The organism is Psychrobacter sp. CX97, assembly GCF_057396285.1.
Genome location: NZ_JBXYJE010000001.1, coordinates 374,695 through 393,227 on the forward strand (window position 1 = coordinate 374,695; position 18,533 = coordinate 393,227).

Annotated in this window: 12 protein-coding genes; 6 read left to right on the forward strand and 6 right to left on the reverse strand. The window is 38.0% G+C overall.

Going from position 1 to position 18,533, the window contains the following annotated elements; translation table 11 throughout:
• Positions 1-110: 110 nt before the first annotated feature.
• Positions 111-1,529, reverse strand: a complete 1,419-nt coding sequence (gene ahcY, locus AC2SLL_RS01455; RefSeq protein ID WP_486529886.1) for an adenosylhomocysteinase — start codon at positions 1,527-1,529, stop codon at positions 111-113.
• Positions 1,530-2,430: 901 nt separating this feature from the next.
• Here ahcY and AC2SLL_RS01460 point away from each other — a divergent pair.
• Positions 2,431-3,258, forward strand: a complete 828-nt coding sequence (locus tag AC2SLL_RS01460; protein WP_486529887.1) for a hypothetical protein — start codon at positions 2,431-2,433, stop codon at positions 3,256-3,258.
• A gap of 192 nt (positions 3,259-3,450) precedes the next feature.
• Here AC2SLL_RS01460 and AC2SLL_RS01465 read toward each other — a convergent pair whose 3' ends face one another.
• The 3 genes from AC2SLL_RS01465 to AC2SLL_RS01475 form a co-directional block, all read right to left on the reverse strand.
• On the reverse strand, positions 3,451-4,251 hold the full coding sequence (locus AC2SLL_RS01465) for a 4'-phosphopantetheinyl transferase family protein (protein ID WP_486529888.1): 801 nt from the start codon (positions 4,249-4,251) through the stop codon (positions 3,451-3,453).
• Between the two features lie 175 nt (positions 4,252-4,426).
• Positions 4,427-4,954 (reverse strand): peptidoglycan-associated lipoprotein Pal, encoded by a 528-nt coding sequence (gene pal, locus AC2SLL_RS01470; protein ID WP_486529889.1) that lies wholly within the window; start codon positions 4,952-4,954, stop codon positions 4,427-4,429.
• 224 nt (positions 4,955-5,178) lie between these two features.
• Entirely contained in the window at positions 5,179-5,826 is a 648-nt protein-coding gene (locus AC2SLL_RS01475; RefSeq protein ID WP_486529890.1) for a DUF6231 family protein, read from the reverse strand.
• A 110-nt stretch (positions 5,827-5,936) separates the two neighbouring features.
• Here AC2SLL_RS01475 and pepN point away from each other — a divergent pair, with 110 nt between their 5' ends.
• Positions 5,937-8,537: an aminopeptidase N gene (gene pepN, locus AC2SLL_RS01480; RefSeq protein ID WP_486529891.1), complete on the forward strand. Its 2,601-nt coding sequence runs from the start codon at positions 5,937-5,939 to the stop codon at positions 8,535-8,537.
• Between the two features lie 235 nt (positions 8,538-8,772).
• Here the strand turns inward: pepN and AC2SLL_RS01485 are convergent, their stop codons facing one another.
• Positions 8,773-9,858: a 3-deoxy-7-phosphoheptulonate synthase gene (locus AC2SLL_RS01485; RefSeq protein ID WP_486529892.1), complete on the reverse strand. Its 1,086-nt coding sequence runs from the start codon at positions 9,856-9,858 to the stop codon at positions 8,773-8,775.
• Positions 9,859-10,288: 430 nt separating this feature from the next.
• Here AC2SLL_RS01485 and lpxB point away from each other — a divergent pair, with 430 nt between their 5' ends.
• Positions 10,289-11,548, forward strand: a complete 1,260-nt coding sequence (gene lpxB, locus AC2SLL_RS01490; RefSeq protein WP_486529893.1) for a lipid-A-disaccharide synthase — start codon at positions 10,289-10,291, stop codon at positions 11,546-11,548.
• A 222-nt stretch (positions 11,549-11,770) separates the two neighbouring features.
• Entirely contained in the window at positions 11,771-12,736 is a 966-nt protein-coding gene (locus AC2SLL_RS01495; RefSeq protein WP_486529894.1) for a ribonuclease HII, read from the forward strand.
• Positions 12,737-12,883: 147 nt separating this feature from the next.
• Here the strand turns inward: AC2SLL_RS01495 and AC2SLL_RS01500 are convergent, their stop codons facing one another.
• Positions 12,884-15,328: an esterase/lipase family protein gene (locus AC2SLL_RS01500; RefSeq protein ID WP_486529895.1), complete on the reverse strand. Its 2,445-nt coding sequence runs from the start codon at positions 15,326-15,328 to the stop codon at positions 12,884-12,886.
• Between the two features lie 834 nt (positions 15,329-16,162).
• Between AC2SLL_RS01500 and AC2SLL_RS01505 the strand changes: the two genes are divergently transcribed.
• Together AC2SLL_RS01505 and AC2SLL_RS01510 are read left to right on the forward strand one after the other, a co-directional pair.
• Entirely contained in the window at positions 16,163-17,110 is a 948-nt protein-coding gene (locus AC2SLL_RS01505) for an OmpA family protein (protein ID WP_486529896.1), read from the forward strand.
• Between the two features lie 58 nt (positions 17,111-17,168).
• Positions 17,169-18,533, forward strand: a 1,365-nt coding sequence (locus AC2SLL_RS01510; protein ID WP_486529897.1) for an Ig-like domain-containing protein, incomplete at its 3' end; no start/stop codon positions are given.

Sequence of the window (18,533 nt, forward strand, 5' to 3'; positions counted from 1 at the left end):
TAGTGATATGAACAACCGCCTTGACTGCCAACTTTAAGTTCGATATAAAAATAAAGTTTCTTAGTTAACAAGGCTGTTTAGGTACTGATTCTCTAGGCTGATATTGTCAGCTAGTATTTGTAGTCGTTAGGTTTAAAGGGCCCTTCAACCGGAACACCTAAATAGTCAGCTTGCTCAGGGGTCAGTTTTGTCATCACACCATTAAAGCCAGCAACCATCGCAGCAGCAACTTCTTCATCAAGTTTTTTTGGTAATACACGAACATATAGATTATCTGCTTGCTCATCAACAGGTAACTCAGAGAATTTTCTTTCATGCAAGTACATTTGTGCCAAAACTTGGTTAGCAAACGAGCCATCCATAATGCGGGAAGGGTGCCCTGTGGCATTGCCAAGATTGACCAGACGACCTTCGGATAATAAAATTAAGTAATCCTTTTTATCTCCAGAGCGATACACTTGGTGAACTTGTGGTTTAATTTCTACCCAATTCCAGTTGTCACGCATGAATTGAGTGTCAATCTCAGTATCAAAGTGACCAATATTACAAACAACAGCACCTGATTTTAGAGCAGCGAGCATGTGCTTATCACACACATGGTAGTTACCAGTAGTGGTTACAATAAGATCAGTGTCTTGCAATAAACGAGTATTGACACTATCAGCTGAATTGGTGTTGTTACCATTAATATAGGGAGATACAAGCTCAAAGCCATCCATGCAGGCCTGCATAGCACAGATGGGATCTATCTCAGAGACACGAACAATCATACCTTCTTGGCGTAGGCTTTGAGCAGACCCTTTACCAACATCGCCATAGCCGATGACTAAGGCACGGCGTCCCGCAAGTAGCATATCAGTACCACGTTTAATCGCATCATTTAAACTATGTCGACAACCGTATTTATTATCATTCTTAGATTTTGTGACTGCATCGTTAACATTAATAGCAGGTACTTTAAGGGTACCTTTGTTTAACATATCAATCAGACGATGTACCCCAGTAGTAGTCTCCTCAGAGATACCATTGATGGTCTTAAGCATCTGAGGATACTCATTATGAATAAGGGCAGTTAAGTCGCCCCCATCGTCTAATATTAAGTTAGCATCCCAAAGCTTGCCATTATCTTCACCACCCACAAAAAGCTGTTGGCGTAAGCACCATTCATACTCTTCTTCCGTCTCACCTTTCCAAGCAAATACAGAAACACCGCTGGCAGCAATAGCGGCGGCAGCGTGATCTTGAGTGGAGAAAATATTACAAGACGTCCAACGCACTTCAGCACCGAGTGCTATTAGTGTTTCGATAAGCACCGCCGTTTGAATGGTCATATGGATACAACCAAGAATTTTTGCACCTGCTAAAGGCTGTTCAACACTATAGCGCTTACGTAAACCCATAAGCGCCGGCATTTCAGCTTCAGCTAGTGAAATTTCATGGCGACCATATTCAGCTAAACTGATATCAGCAACTTTATAATCTGTAAAATGGGAAGGTTGTTTCGAATCGATATTAGACACTGCGTCCATCTCGAGCTCCTAGTTAATGATTAGAGTAAATTAAAATGAGGCGCAGGTGTCGTTGTTTGTTTGCTACTGATTTATCTTGATAAAGTTTTAACCCATAACTCACGTACCCTGTCTTAAGAGCTATGTCATAAGAAGCTAATCTATACTTACATAGATATCTTTAACAGGTAGAAATGTAAAAAGGATAACGGTATCATCGTCAAAATTGAGACTATAAGATTTTGGTTGATCGCAGTAGCATACCGAGCCTGACAGAACTGTTTTACCGATACATTAGAATTATAGCAGTAGACTAAAAAATCGCCTTTTGACTTCTAAAATGTACTGGCGAAACAAACTGGTGCAACACCTCTCGGTTATCTAACTATTCTAATAGATGTTAGCTATAAAGTCATCTAAGTAAAATAAGCTATGTAAGTAATCAAAGCTATACTCTCAATATAAGCCTATATTTATGAACATAGCAGCGCTTGAAATAAAATAATTAGTCCTAATATAGACACCCGTAGGAGATAAAATAATCTATAGATTTAAATTGAACTTTCTAGTTAACCGTAGGATTATGCGAGAATATATAAGGAATTTTTGTTTAAGTATAGTTTGTTGCAGACATTCCTTTATAATAAGAAAGTTTAAGAGAAATCTTGAGATTATCGCTGTAAACATTGCATTTTTAAGCATAAATTAGCCTAAAAGCATAAATTAGCCTAATTTTGCAAGGTTACTTACAAGATGTAAGCAAAAATTACAGAATACCAAATAAAAGGTCGCTTTAAGTCAGTGACATTTATTACAAAAAAGTGTTTAATACACTCAACAACTGGGCAACCATAAGTAAGTATCTGCTTTGTGCTTTTTTAATTACTTATGGTTATTATATATCTTAACTTTTGGAGTTATTATGAAACTTTTCAAATTAGCTGCAATTACTGCTGCAGTATTTGGTTCTTCAATGGCAATGGCTGCCACTTCTACTGATTCTTATCAGTATAATAAAGATGCTGGTGTTTTAGCCAACACTACTGGTGCTGTAACAGGTACTGCTAGAACTTTATTTGATACAGTAACTCATCCAGCGGCGGTTAGCGCTGAAATCGGTACTTTAGGGTATGGTGCTAATATTGCATGGGGTGTTAATGAGTCAACTGAGCTTCAAGCTGGTTGGACAGGGATGAAGTTTGATGGTGATGATGAATTTAATTCAAATGATTCATGGATTAACTATGAGAAGGCTTTAGGCGACGGCTATGAAGATTTTAAAGGTGACTTTAAGTACGACGTAGACTTTAGCAATCCATATATTGGCGTGCAAATGCGCCCATTTCAGAACTGGTTTACAGTTGCTGGTGGTGTGATGGTTCCTCGTAACTCTTTAGACGCTTCTATTACCGCTAAAGATAATGGTGAAGGATTTTCTCCAGTGACTATCGATGGTGAGAGATTTGAAATTCCTGATGATACTACTGTTGAGATGAAAGCTGAAAATAAAAACAAGCTTGCCCCATATGCAACCCTAGGTTTCCGTCCTAATATCAATGATAAATGGGGTGGTTTTATTGAAGCAGGCGCTGCTTATATGGGCGACCTTGATTCTGAAGTAACCGTTAAAGGTACTGAGATCGTTGGCGACAAAGGTAATAACTTTGAACAAAAAGCCGAACAAGAGATCAATGATAGTGATTTGGAATGGTATCCAATCGTTAAAGCTGGTGTAACTTACCGCTTCTAATCTATTTTAATTACACAAATGTTTAAGAAAAGCGGCCTTAGGGTCGCTTTTTTTGTATCTTAGTTATTATAAATGGGGGTTTAAACTCTACAAACAGTGGATTAAAAAAGTTGCAATGAGTAAAGGAGAGGGGTGGTTAGGCTTAAATTTAGATTTTTAAGGGGTTTAGATGGTTTGGTATAGATTCAAGTATTAGACAACCACCACAATTTCTGTATTTGACACGTTCAAATATAGGTATAAACCATATGCTGAATATAAATGTTGAAACGTTGATGCAGAATGTGGAGCGGGCAAATCGTCATTGTCGCCTGTATTTAAGCTAATTTGACTATTCAAAGTGTTTGTATTATTGGGAATTAATAACTGCTCAGCAGTTGTTTTTAAATCTTTTGTTAGACCCGTCATTAAATTTTTATCTATATCTCTTTTGATGGTGGCTTCTTTTAACATCCATAATAAATTTATGGCTGTTTGTTTACTATGATCCTCTAAGCTATTTATCCAATCAATCTCATTGGCACTGTAAAAGCGTTTTGCGATACTCAATGGCACGGGATTAAGTTCTATATCAATGCCTATAGATTTGTTACGACATAGGGCACAAGCAACCCGGTTTCTGCTATGCGAAAAGCTAACAAAATACCCATTCGGTTTTAATCGGTATGGGTACTTTGTCTCATCAAGCATGATATTGTCTATATCCGTGTTTAAACGAGCTGTCTTGATAATTTGATATAAAAGCTGGCGGACCGCTACTTGCTGATTCTTCAGCTGTTTAGATTTTCCGGTGTCATACGAGATAGTAACTGGATTAAAAGTGAGCGGGTTATTAATATCAAATTCTGCACTGGCTACCCAGATAAACGTATTTGAATCAAGGTAAGCGGATGCTTTACCTTGATTGCTAAACGCAAAGTATTCAATATTTTTTAGCCTGATACTATTTAAAGTAAAATCTAGTAAAGTCATATCTAGGTTATAAGGCAGCATACATGAGTCGTCCAAAAATAAACCCAGCGAGGGCTGGGTTTGATATAGTCATCACAATATTAAATTAATACAGTCTTATTACTCACTAGCGATACTATTGTATAGCCTGCGCTAGGACACCTTGTTGTAAGTTGAAATTGGTGTGACTATAATAAAGTTTTAAATAAGCTAAAACTTAATAAGAAAGTTCTGCACGTCGGTTTTGTGCATGAGAAGCTTCGTCAGTACCTAGTGTAGCAAGGCGCTCTTCACCATAGCTAATGGTTTGCACACGTACATCTTCAACCCCTTTACTTGCTAAATAATTCTTTACTGCCTGAGCACGACGCTCACCGAGTGCATGGTTATATTCACGGCTACCACGCTCATCTGTATGGCCCGCCACTAAGACATTGGCCGTCGGATTACTGAGTAAAAATGACACTTGATCATCAAGAATACTGGCGGCTTGCGCATCAATATCACTTCTATCAAATGCAAAGTAAACAATACCGCGTACATTTTCTGCAGCATTCTGGATCTGGCTTGAATTGTTAACTAATGAGCCGTTATCATAAATCGCATTACCTGGAACACCCATAGGAGCAACGACAACTTCAGATGTGTTAGAGCGTTTAGTGGCACAGCCTGTTGATACCGCAAGTGCAGCTGAAATTAGCGATAAGCTTGTTACTTTAATAACTGAATTGATAATTGAGTTCATTTCTAGTTTCCTTTTTATTTATACTCTAAATATGTGGTAGTTAATGAGTTGGACTATTTTGCCATCCTTTTGAGGTCAGCATTATAATTCATAAATAGTATCGCTTAAAAACTTATAAATGTATGCCTCATCGCTTTATTAAGACATAATTAATAAGCAATCATGGCAAAATTTGTGCGTATTAACAAGCACTAAGTTAATAAAAAACACTTTTTTCAGGGTAATTACCAACGATACTTGTCATAATTTTCGGGGTTTGCCCAATATCTTGAGTTTAGCCAGTCAGGCTTATGTTTATAATCAAATATATTAAACTGCCAACAGTCAATCTGAGTCTCAGAAAGCTGATCATTGCTGGACAGCATATAGCCTAACTCATTGAACACTATATCATTTTGGTAATGAGGCATGAATAAAACACTTTGCTGAGCAAATAAATCACGTAGGCGAGTTGCTATCATTCTGATGTTCTGCAAATTTTTTTCCGAACCATTCACTGAGTTTTTCAAAGGCACCGCAGAGGACATTAATAAGGGATGAATAAAAATACCTAAGTCATAGCGCATATCATAGGGTTTTAGTAAAAATACACTCGACGATATATGGGTAGTCTCAATTTGTATACCGCCTAAAACCTTCATATTGCTTAAGCTGTTCAGTGCATGATTCAGATTACTCGTTAATAGCTCAATATCAGCGATCATATCGTCGATCAAAAGGACTTTGACGGTTTTATTAAAATTCCTAGAATGACTTGTTCTGTCATATAAATGTGCAATTAATTTTGCCACGTATTTTACTAAATAATTCATGAACTGACTATGTTCAGATTTAGATTGGGTATCTGGTTGCGGATGCGATATAGGTAACATAATGATTCTTTTTGTGATGTGAGATAAATTGCTTGAAAATAAGCGTTTTATAACAATATATTAGATAGCCGAAAGCAATGCCTATAAATTTTAATAAAATCGAGAAAAATATGCCCAGTTTAACCCATAATGATAATACTGTTGAACAAAAAATATATCTCAAAGATTATACACCCCCAAGTTATCAGGTGGAGGACGTGTCATTAGATATCAAATTGTATGAAGACCATGCCATTGTTAACAGTGTTCTAAAAATGCAGCGTCAATACGAAGGTAATTTGGTATTGTTTGGTCAGGATATGACATTATTATCACTTAAAATGAATGATAAAGTCCTCTCTAATATTGAATATGACGTTAATGAGGAGCAACTGGTAATAGTTGATGCACCTGATGAAGTGATTTTAACCATTAGTGTGCGTCACGAACCTCAAAAAAATACAGAACTTGAAGGCTTATACATTGCAGGAGAGGGCAGTGATGCTATGTTTGTGACTCAGTGTGAGCCAGAGGGGTTTCGTAAGATAACTTATTATCCAGACCGTCCCGATGTCCTTGCTACATTCAGCACACGTTTGGAAGCAGATAAAAAATTCCCGACGCTACTTGCTAATGGCGACTTAGTCGAAACTGGAGAGCTTGAGGGCGATGCCAATCGCCATTATGCAATTTGGCGGGATCCAACTAAAAAACCTAGCTATTTATTTGCCTGTGTGTTTGCAGATTTAGACGTATTAGAAGATGCCTATACTACCATTGAAGGTCGTGACGTCAAGCTTGAGATATATGCAAAGTCCCACGACATTGATAAATGCCATGTCGCAATGCAAGCTTTAAAGGATGCCATGCATTGGGATGAAGAAAACTATGGACGGGCCTATGACTTAAATCGTTATATGATAGTAGCAGTAAGTCAGTTTAATATGGGTGCAATGGAGAACAAGGGGCTGAATATTTTTAATACCGCTTGTGTGCTTTCCAGTCCTGAAACTACGACTGATGCAAGTAGTTTTAATGTAAAATCGATTGTGGCGCATGAGTATTTTCATAACTGGACTGGCAACCGTATTACTTGTAGAGACTGGTTTCAGTTATGTTTAAAAGAGGGGCTAACCGTTTTTCGTGACCAATCATTTTCGGCGGATCAACAGTCGCCAGCCGTTCAACGTATTGATGATGTGTCCATATTACGAGCGTATCAGTTTAGTGAAGATGCTGGACCTTTAGCCCATCCTCCGCGTCCAGATCATTTTGTAGAGATTAATAATTTTTATACCACAACTGTGTATGAAAAAGGTGCAGAGATTGTCCGTATGCTAGCCAATATGTTGGGTGATAAATATCGGGCAGGTACGGATACTTATTTTGAGCGCTATGATGGGCAAGCCGTCACAGTTGAGGACTGGTTATCGGCATTAAGTGCGAATGGGGTGTCAGTTGAGCACTTTCTTGATTGGTATACACAGCCTGGAACACCAGTGGTATCAGGGCAGCAAGGGTTTGATAAGCAGACAGGAACGTTGACGGTTAGCCTTTCCCAGAATACCCGTCAGGTTTCAGGTTATGATAAGCCAAAAGTTTTACCCATACCAGTGGCATCTGCTGTATTTGATCGCCTCACTGGAGAGATGCTTGAAGAGCGCCTGCTTATACTTGATGAGGCCAGTAAAGACTTTGAATTTACTGCTCTTAAAACGGTGGACGGTGTCGAACCTGTCATTTCCCTACTGCGTAATTTCAGTGCCCCAGTTCAGCTAAAATATGACTATAGTAATGATGAACTGGCATTTTTACTGGCTCATGAAACTAGCGGTTTTAATCAATGGCAAAATGCGCAAGCATTGGTTAATAAAATTTTATTGCAAAACAGTAATGCAGAGGTTTACTTACAAGCAGTCAAAAAAGCATTTATTGATTTATCAGATACTGATGCCATGCTTGCTGCTAGATTATTGGACATTCCAGCAGAACGAGAGTTGGCCAGTGCCATAAATAAAGACTACACACCTGCTGATATGAAGCAAAAAAGAGAGAGTTTGAAGCTAAAATTAGCTGATACTTTAAAACCAGATTTGGGCTCCATTTATAATAGCTTGCCCATTGAACCGTATAAAGATACACCGGAAGCAAGAGGCGAACGCGCATTGCGAAATGTAGTGCTGGATATGGCGTTGACTGCAGGTATGGAAAACGCCCACGACTGGGCAAAAAGACAATATGTAGATGCTCAGTGCATGACCGAGCGCTTAGGTGCGCTACAGGCTATGGTTCGTCATCAGCATGTAGATAAAGAGGCTACACTTGCTGACTTTTACCAGCGTTTTGCTGATGATGCCCTTGTCATAGATTTATGGTTCAGTACTCAAGCATCTGATGACCATGCCACAATTGACCAAATACAAACCTTAGTCGACCATCCACAGTTTGATTGGGGAACACCAAACCGTATTAGAGCAGTTATCAGCAGTTTTGCATCGCAACCAACTAAATTATGGACTGAAGAAGGCCTAGCTTTATATACAAAAGTGGTTGCTAAACTGGATGAGACTAATCCAGTCTTGGCTTCACGGTTACTACAATCTCTATCTCGTTGGTATACGCTTGTAGAGCCTGTTCGTAGTACTGCTCAATCACACCTTGAAGACCTTAAGAGAGTAGTAAGTTCTAAAAACGTTAAGGAAAGCTTGCACAGTTTACTTGATGCAGGGTAGCTAATGTCAACCAACTATCTATAAATTATCCAAAAATTATTCGATTATAAAAAGTACACTTATGTCAAATTTGCTTAACACTCTGCTTTAGAATTTGTCACTATTTTCTCTATGAGACAATAAGAAGATGAGCTATCAAATTTAACTAGATCGTATCCTTTTATGGATATTGACAAAAAAGACGCCTAATTTATTTAGGCGTCTTTTTTGTTTGTTTTGACTTATTGTGCGCTGATTAACGATTTGGTAACACATCTTTAATGGTATTGCGTAAGTTGCGTAGAGCCGCTACTGTGCTATCCCAGTCTAAGCAGCCATCAGTGATTGATCTGCCGTATTCCAACTGAGTGATATCACTGGTTAGTTTTTGATTACCACCTTTAAGGTGGCTTTCTATCATCAGACCCATGATAGATTTATTGCCATTGCTAATTTGTTCTGCAACATTTTGAATTACCATTGGCTGTAGGTAGGGGTCTTTGCCTGAGTTGGCATGGCTTGAGTCAATCATAACCTTGACTTTAACATTCCCTTTTTCTAGGGCATTTTCGGCTTCTTCAACCGAAGATTGGTCATAATTTGGTTTACCATTACCACCACGTAATACAACATGAGCATAGGGGTTGCCCTTGGATTTAATAATGCAAACCTGACCATCACTTGATAATCCTAAAAAGTTGTGACCATACTTCACGGCATTCATTGCATTAACCGCCACGGTTAAACCTCCATCAGTTCCGTTTTTAAATCCAACCGGGCATGATAAACCTGAACTCATTTCGCGATGTGTTTGGCTCTCAGTTGTGCGTGCGCCAATAGCAGACCAACTTATGAGATCTTGCATATACTGAGGTGTATTAGGGTCAAGCGCCTCAGTTGCACACGGTAACCCTTTTTCATTTAAATCAAGTAACAGCTTTCGAGCCATACGCAAACCTTTTTCGATATCAAAACTATCATTCATATCAGGGTCATTGATAAGGCCTTTCCAGCCTACAGTCGTACGTGGTTTTTCAAAATAAACACGCATCACAATATAAATGGTATCTTTTAACTCCTCTGCTAGCTCAACTAACTTATCTGAGTATTCATGAGCAGCTTTGATATCATGAATAGAGCAGGGTCCTACAACCACTAATATGCGATGGTCTTTACCATCTAAAATATTTTGGATTGTCGTACGCCCTTGAAGAACGGTATCGTGAGCCTTTTTAGATAAAGGATATTCTGCTTTTAATTTATTTGGTGTTATTAAAGGTATAAATTTTTCAATATTCACATCGTCAATGTCTGCATTATGGGTAGTCGATATTGTATTCATAACCGTTCTGCCTAGTTTATGTTTTTATTAAAATAGTTTGAAATATTATAATAGTTGAGTTGTTCAGCTAATAAGTGTTCACTAAACTGTAGTATCAAATATGTCATGAAAAAATACAAGCTATTAAACAAACACTTAGCCTGTTAAATGTTTTTGAATAAAGCTGTCTAGTAAATAAGGTTTCAGTGCTCAGTTTACAACCCTACATAAATTGAAGCTGATAACAATAAGGAATAATTATATGAAACTATTACTTTATTATGAGGCGTTAGATACCGATTGACAAGGGCAAAGGCGCAATGAAAGCGTGATAAAAAGAATAGTCAAGCAAAATATTTGTTATACTTAATTCATGTTTAGTCTAAAAATTCTCTGTTAGTCACAAATTTCGGCATCATTCAAACCCATTATTATTAAAGTAGAGTTCGCCATGTCAGCTAGCCCTGCAATCCAATCGTACACAAATAACGGCTCACTTGTCATTGGTATTGTTGCCGGTGAAGCCTCTGGGGACAGTTTAGGCGCTGACTTTATGGCACAAATGAATGCTTTAAGCAGTGCAATAAAATGGGTTGGTGTGGGTGGACCAAAGATGAAGGCACAAGGCCTTAATTCGTTATTTCCCTTACAGCGCTTAGCAGTGATGGGATTGGTTGAAGTAGTCAAGCATTTACCCGACTTATTAAAAGCTCGCCGTGAGTTAATAAAAGCATTTGATGAGGAAAATATTGATTGGTTTATTGGTATAGATGCCCCAGATTTCAATATACGTGTCGCCAAAAAACTAAAGCCAAAAAACATCTATTGCGTTCAATATGTCAGTCCCTCTGTTTGGGCATGGCGAGAGTCACGTATTGAGTCAATCAAAGCAGCTACTCATCTGGTACTCTGTTTATTTCCATTTGAGTTAGACGTCTATAAACAACACCATCACCCTGCCATTTGTGTTGGTCACCCTTTGTTGCATAATTTACCTGATTCATTAGTCAATATTCCGACGTTAGAACATAGGCGTGAGCTTGTTTGGAATAACCCAGAGTTACAAGATTTTTTCTCTAAACGTCAAAAGGATATCAGCCAGATAATATGTCTGATGCCGGGTTCAAGGCGTTCAGAAATTACGTCTATTATGCCTTTAATGCTGGATGCTATTTCTAGATTATTGCTGGTGGATGAGCATTTATGCTTTGTCATTCCCACCATAGACAAAAATCATCAATATATCGTCCAAGAGTTGATTGAAAAGCGGGATGAGGCGTTACGTAGTTCAGTAGCAGTTGCTTATGATGACACCCAAACAAAAACACATTTTAGCCAGTCCATTATGGCAATGTCAGATTTAATTGTATTGGCTTCGGGTACGGCCACATTAGAGGCAATGCTATTAAGTAGACCAATGGTAGTGGTATACCAAATGAATAAGTTGACCTATGCCATTGCAAAACGATTAGTCAAAGTCCCTTATGTGTCTCTGCCTAATATTTTAGCGGGTAGGCAGATTGTACCTGAGCTTATTCAAGCTGAGGCAACTGGAGAAAATATTTGCCGTGCCGTAACACAGCTGTTAATGCCACGAGCCTATCAACAACATCAGTCAACATTGCGTGACACCGCCAAATGGTTAAAAGAGCAGAGCAATCAAACGCCTACTTCTGCAGTGATAAATACATGGCATGACCTGTTTAATTGATGTCATTAAGCAAACAATAAATTTAAGCTGTGTACTCTTAATCTAAACGATGATATGCCCTAATCAATCATACCCTAGCTGTTGTAAACCTTATGCTTTTATTTTATGTCTTATTTGACAGTCAGGTTTTTATCGGTATGTTTGTTTATCGGCATATACCTATATTTTTGCGTTTCAATCATACCCGTCGACAACACCTATTTTCATTATATAAGATATACAATGACCCAAATTAACCAATTTATTCACAGTATTCCTATATTGACTATTAACGAGCGCTTTAAAGAGCAATCCGATTTTTCTCCGGCAATAACCGATTTTTTTTTAAAACAGCCTATTAAAGTCACTGGAGAAATCTGTGATGAGGCGATTGCACAAGACATTCTACATAACGTGAGTGAGACTGCGATTGAAAGCGTAGATACAAACATACAACCGATCAAGTTTGACATTGGGGTAGATGAAGTAGGGCGTGGTCCTTTATATGGTAGTGTTGTCATATCGGCTGTCATATTACCGCATCAGTTATCTGGTCAAATTGAACAGTCATTGCTGAGTAATACTTCATTGGCTGCACTGACAGATTCTAAAAAACTTACTGAGATAAAACGTCAGCGATTATTTCCACTATTAAAACAAAGTGCGCTTGGTTATATTATTGTTGAGGTGCCTGCTGCGGTTATTGATGAGCTGAATATATTACAAGCAACATTAACCGGCATGCGAGTGGCTTGTGAGCATTTGATGGTCGAGTTTAAACACTCTATAAATAACTTAGTGTTGACTAATACTGTCAGTCTTGGAAAGACAGAAATTGAAACCTCAAATCAAAGCCATGTAGACTGGGTGCAATACAACCTGCTTATTGATGGCAATCAAATACCCCTATTTGATTGGGAGACGTTATCTAAGCAGGGTTTGGGTAAAAGCTTTGGCGACAAGATAGTGGCTGAGGCATGTGTCAAAGGTGACGCGCGACATACTGCTATTGCCGCAGCTAGCGTATTAGCAAAAGTAACACGGGATAAACAAATGATAGAAGATGGTCTATTGTATCAAGGATATGGCTTAGAGAAACACAAAGGCTATCCGACAAAAGCACACGTCAAAGCCATACAAGATCTAGGGGTGTTGCCTGAGCATAGGCGTAGCTTTAAACCAATTAAGCAACAACTGTTAGAGTTGTAATAAATTCAGGTGTGTACTTAGTTCTTTAGCTTGCCAAGTCTTTAGCCGAGTAAGTCTGTTACTTTGCCTCTTTTTCAATGCAATTTTATAGGGCAGACAGTTATTAATTAAAAGGTGGTTGTTAATTAAAAGGTTCAATAAAAGATATTAATGATGCTCCACTGGATGTTCTTTAAGTTGCTCATGTAATATTCTTCGTAGTGTGATAACTGCTTGAGGCGAAGCTTGGATACTATGAGTCCCAGATATAATGGTTTCACTAGCAGCCCCTTCTAAATGAGAGCTTTCGTATGGGACTATACCGTCAGATAGACTTTCAGAGAGCGTTTGTGAAAGCTCAGTAGAAATATTGACGGATGCAATCATAGGCACAGCCATCGGGTCATTAGACTCTTGTGTTTTATTAAAGGAGGCTTGACTTGGATTAACATCTGCTAATACCACTTGTTTCTTTGATAAATCTAACTGTGCATCTGACAAAGACTGTAATTGGGCTAGCCCTCTTGTAATGTCGTCATCTTGATTAGCAATAATCGAATGATAGGTCACACCATCGTAAATTTTTAAGTCGGAGGTAAGCGCCATAAAAGATGATTTATCGCTTAGCTGGCTTGCACCATTTTCAAAATAGAGTGCGCCCAAAGGGTTTGCGGCTAACTCTCCTTCAGATACCATACTTGTTAAATTTCCTTTAATGGTTTGCACAAATCCAAGAGGTAATTCAATAATACGCCGCAGTGCTAATGTGAACCATTGATCGGCATAGTCGGTGCCTCTAAAAGGAGCTGACATAAATACGGCTCTATCTACATTGCTCAGGGGATGCAATTGAAGCCTGTCCCTAATATTTTGCTCATCCAATTGTTTATTAATGAGATCATTTAAGCGTCTATGTTGTTCTACTTTATCCATTGTCTGAATTTTTGTTTCCAGATTTGCGTCAGCTAGCATCATCCGACTGATGACAGCACCCATACTATGTCCAATTAATACACTATGCTTGCTAGCAGGATGCTGACCTTGGGGGTCATTTATTTGATATGCAGTCTCGATTAATTTTTGAATTTGATAGCGGTTTTCAAGTATTGGAATGTTAGTGGGGTAAAAGACCTGCCAGACTTGATAATTATTGCGTAGTGTTTCATCATTAAAAATATCATTTGTAACCCTTACCCATGTTACTGGGCTTGATGCTAGGCCATGCAACATAATAATAATATGTTTATTTGGATTATACGGTTCAAGCATGAATAACTGAGGAAGTATTAAAGATTGTTGTTTTGATAACAGACTAAAGTATCCGACGTTATCTAAATTGTTTTCAGAAAGCCATACACCATAGCTGGCTGAAAAATTGCCCGTTAAATAATAAGGATTACCCAATATATTGATGGTATCTGTATGATGTGGGTTATAGAGTTCAATATTAAGACTATCTGTATTTAGAACCTGTTCAATAGTATTGCCTTTTGGTATAACCACGGCGCTAAGTATTAGATTACCAGTACGGTGAATACGTTTTACAGGATCCTTAACATTTAGCTCGCGTCCACCAGATTTTATTAGGTTTCTTACAGAGGTTGTTGTGCGATCGTTAAGTAAGGTCACGTAGCTAATACCGAGACCCTCACGCTGACTGATAAAGTTTAAACCAGAAAAGTTTAAGTCATGGCTGGCATAAATTTCACTGACATTGTGATCAACTTGTTTCATAGTTGATATATATTCAGGTTCGTTAGGAATAAACAAGTCAATAGAAGTCGATTTTTTATTATTTATGTTCTTATAGTTATTATCAATTTTGAAATTCAATAGTTTGACGATGTTATTGTTGTTATTAGCCGCAGTATTTGAATGTTTATTAGCTTTATTACTCGTCGATAAAGCTTCACTAAACGAGGAAATATGAATAGATTTATCTTTTTTAATTTGTTCAGAATAAAGCAGTTTTATTAGCGCATCGGCAGAAAATTCATAGATGTCTTGGGTTTGAATGTCTGAATCAGTTGGTAAGTACTTTGCTTTAGGCGTTGTAGAACCCGCAATGTTTGATTTATTAGCTTTGAGCCTATCATAAAATAAGTAGGCATAGCTGGTTTTTATGGCTTCTAATAAATGGTTGCGGTAATTTATCTGGCATTGCTTTATCTTATCCTCTAGTGCTTTTTTTTCTTTCTCAGGTAGTGGCGCATTTGCATAATATGGGTCGATGGGGGGTCTTAATAAATCTTCATTGCAAATCTCTATGTCTTTAAGCGACCTTGCTTTTGCTAAATGTAACTCCGCCAATAATGCCAATGACTGTTTGTTATTTTTATTGATTACATTTTTATTAAGTTGATTTAAGCAAATTTCAAACTGTTGAAGACAGGCTACATCGTCTATACCCGCAGATAACAAAGTTGACCGAGTATTGTCACTGAACTCATTCCTAGTAACTATATTCCCACGCTGTTTTTCGATGTTCTGAAGAGATGAATTTTGCTTTAGAGAGATTGTACTACAAGAAGTTATCAGAAATAGCCCTCCTAATAATGTTAATAGAGAGGTTTTATGAGTTATTCTCAAAGCTGTAACATCGTAAATTGACATAATAGTTTATTTTCAATGATTGAGTAGTGTGGAAGGTATTGCTAATATATCAGGGACTATAGGCTAATATCTTAGAAGTTATATCTTGTCTTTATGTCTGTTTCTCTATGTATTTAGAGAGATACGTGTAGAGTTGTGGGGATTGCGTTTGTTATTGATGAGCTTCCCAAACTATATCACACTCTGATTTATTTGATTCAGTCAACCTTGTCTGAAAGGGTTACATAATCGCATTGCAGTTATGATCAAACGCATTATACACACCAGTATTGTTGAACCAATTTATCCTTTTAAAGTTTGCCACTGCTATATCCTTTACATCTCTAAGACTTTAGAGTCTCTAGTTAACTATAAACTACTTTATAAAATATAAAGGTCTTAATAAAATCCAGTTATTTATTATTCAAATAACATAAGGGCTATTGTAATTTTTGTATAGCATTTGTGTAATATGATGCTAAGAATTTAATGATTTTTTCCATTATCTAGCTCGTCATTATTCTTTAGTATCTTGAATACATTCACTTTTAATTATAGACAGACCATATGTAGCCTATTTTATTCAGATTATCCTCGTATTAAACAAATGCTCACTGTTGTACTATAATGCCAATTACCGATTATCGGGTATTAATTACCTTACAGCTATAAAATTAACAATATTATGTATTTGGCACAATAATTGCTCATAAAGTAAACTAAATTACCTATAAATACTAAATTACCTATAAATACTAAATTACCTATATAAATACTATTGCGATTAACTCGATAAACTCACTACTTCTCATTGAATCTTTAATTTAAATCTTTGTTATCAGGGTCAATTAAAAAATGAAAAAAAACATATTAGCACTATCTTTAACCGCCCTAACTATTGGCTCAATGATTACACCTGCAAATGCCGTTAACATAGTTGACGAAGCGAATAGAAAAGCAGTAGGTCATGTAATGTGGCACAAACAAGAGGCAATTAAACCAGAAGATTTATTGAATAAACCAATACCTGAGCACAGTACCAGCCTGTTTTTTATTAGAGCAAAAGACAACGACCCTGAACAATCTAGCGCCAATATCGCCATCAACGACAGATATCAAGTCAGCCTACACCCTGGTAACTATACTCAAGTTTACTCCTGTGCCGGTATCAACCGTTTAAGTGGCGAAATAACCGGGTTAAAAACCAATGATTTACTATTAGCCACTCAGGATTACCAACTAGAAGAAAAAGGGGCCTACTTCTTTTTTATTGATATAGATGAGCAAGGACAATCTTCAATCAAACAAATTGAAGAAGAAAGCGCCTTAGAAGCCCTTAAAGACAAATACTATCAAGCCCATCAAATTACCCGAGTGGTACCAAACTGTCCTCCCATTATGAAAGCCCCTGTACTTGAAAAAGAAGTCAGTATTGAACTTGAAGTACTATTTGATACAGACAAAGCCATTATCAAACCAGAATTTGTAAACGAAGTGAAAGAAGTCGCTGACTTCATGACCCTCTACTCTAATACAACCGCCGTTATAGAGGGGCACACAGATAGTCGAGCAAGCGAACCTTATAACCAGAAACTATCTGAACGCCGTGCAGTCGCAGTCAAAGACATGCTAATTAATCGCTTTGGCATTGCTGCGGACCGCTTATCAGCGATTGGCTATGGCGAACTACGCCCAAGAGCCACTAACAGTACTAAAGAGGGTATGCAATTAAACCGCCGTACCATTGCCGTCATTAATGAACGAGTCCGCGTCGACCAAGACGGCAACCAAATACTTAACTAATACACCCAATCGCATACAGCATTATAAGCATATTAATAATATTTAAAGGTAACTATCCATGAAGAACATTATCGTAAAAACACATGACACAGCAAAAACAATTAATGAAATTAGCGTTATTACAAAAGATGGTCATATTGACATAATTAAAGCGGAAAAAGACGTTAACTATGAATTCTTTGATGAATCCATTGGCCGTGCCCCGAATCATATTATTACCAAACGTGTCGACAATGACTTACATGTATCGTTTGAGCGTGAAGGTAAGGACACAGACTTAATTATTGAAGGTTTTTACGATAATGATCAACAAGCCTTAATTGGTATCGCTGAAGATGATAGTTACTATCACTATATTCCAGATACCGGTGAAGTTTATGACTATGTTACCCAACTAGAGATGGGCGATGTTGAAGGTGCCGCTCTAGGGGGAGAAGAAATGTTAACCCCTTGGTGGATTACAGCACCGGCCGGTTTTCCATGGTGGTTAGGCCTTGGATTAGTCCCATTTTTATTTAATGATGATGACGATAAAGATCCACAAACAGCACCAACCGCCAATGACGACCTAAAAGAAGGCACTAGTGGAGAACCTGTTGTTATCGACGTAGTGGGTAACGATACTGACCCTGAAAACGATCTTGACCCAAGCACAGTAGTCATTAGTAAAGCACCAGACGGCAGCACCATCTCTGAAGATGGAAAGAGCGTAACCGTACCTGGCGAAGGGACATGGGAAGTTGACCCAGAAGGCAAAGTAACCTTCACACCAGAAGCTGGATTTACCAAAGATCCCACCCCAATTGAATATATTGTTTCTGATAAAACAGGCAAAGCATCTAACCCAGCGACTATCTCTGTGGATTATCCACAAACAGCACCAACCGCCAATGACGACCTAAAAGAAGGCACTAGTGGAGCACCTGTTGTTATCGACGTAGTAGGTAACGATACTGACCCTGAAAACGATCTTGACCCAAGCACAGTAGTCATTAGTAAAGCACCAGACGGCAGCACCATCTCTGAAGATGGAAAGAGCGTAACCGTACCTGGCGAAGGGACATGGGAAGTTGACCCAGAAGGCAAAGTAACCTTCACACCAGAAGCTGGATTTACCAAAGATCCCACCCCAATTGAATACATTGTTTCTGATAAAACAGGCAAGGCATCTAACCCAGCGACTATCTCTGTGGATTATCCACCTATAGTTAGTATTCAAGCCTTAGATGCTGAATCAGTTGAAGGTATTGATAATGTTTTAGTATTCCGTATTGCACAAGACCAACTCAGCACAAAAGACACAACAGTCGACGTTAAACTTGGCAGCGGAGTACCATTGAACCTGAAGACATTGTATCAATCAGCTACACTAAAGCCGATGGCACTCAAGTCACATTGGGCGACCAAGCTGCCATTGCAAACT

Bases quoted from the DNA above. Each gene is read 5' to 3' on its own strand.
- ahcY (WP_486529886.1), bottom strand. From the start codon at position 1,529: ATGGACGCAGTGTCTAATATCGATTCGAAACAACCTTCCCATTTTACA.
- AC2SLL_RS01460 (WP_486529887.1), top strand. From the start codon at position 2,431: ATGAAACTTTTCAAATTAGCTGCAATTACTGCTGCAGTATTTGGTTCT.
- AC2SLL_RS01465 (WP_486529888.1), bottom strand. From the start codon at position 4,251: ATGCTGCCTTATAACCTAGATATGACTTTACTAGATTTTACTTTAAAT.
- pal (WP_486529889.1), bottom strand. From the start codon at position 4,954: ATGAACTCAATTATCAATTCAGTTATTAAAGTAACAAGCTTATCGCTA.
- AC2SLL_RS01475 (WP_486529890.1), bottom strand. From the start codon at position 5,826: ATGTTACCTATATCGCATCCGCAACCAGATACCCAATCTAAATCTGAA.
- pepN (WP_486529891.1), top strand. From the start codon at position 5,937: ATGCCCAGTTTAACCCATAATGATAATACTGTTGAACAAAAAATATAT.
- AC2SLL_RS01485 (WP_486529892.1), bottom strand. From the start codon at position 9,858: ATGAATACAATATCGACTACCCATAATGCAGACATTGACGATGTGAAT.
- lpxB (WP_486529893.1), top strand. From the start codon at position 10,289: ATGTCAGCTAGCCCTGCAATCCAATCGTACACAAATAACGGCTCACTT.
- AC2SLL_RS01495 (WP_486529894.1), top strand. From the start codon at position 11,771: ATGACCCAAATTAACCAATTTATTCACAGTATTCCTATATTGACTATT.
- AC2SLL_RS01500 (WP_486529895.1), bottom strand. From the start codon at position 15,328: ATGTCAATTTACGATGTTACAGCTTTGAGAATAACTCATAAAACCTCT.
- AC2SLL_RS01505 (WP_486529896.1), top strand. From the start codon at position 16,163: ATGAAAAAAAACATATTAGCACTATCTTTAACCGCCCTAACTATTGGC.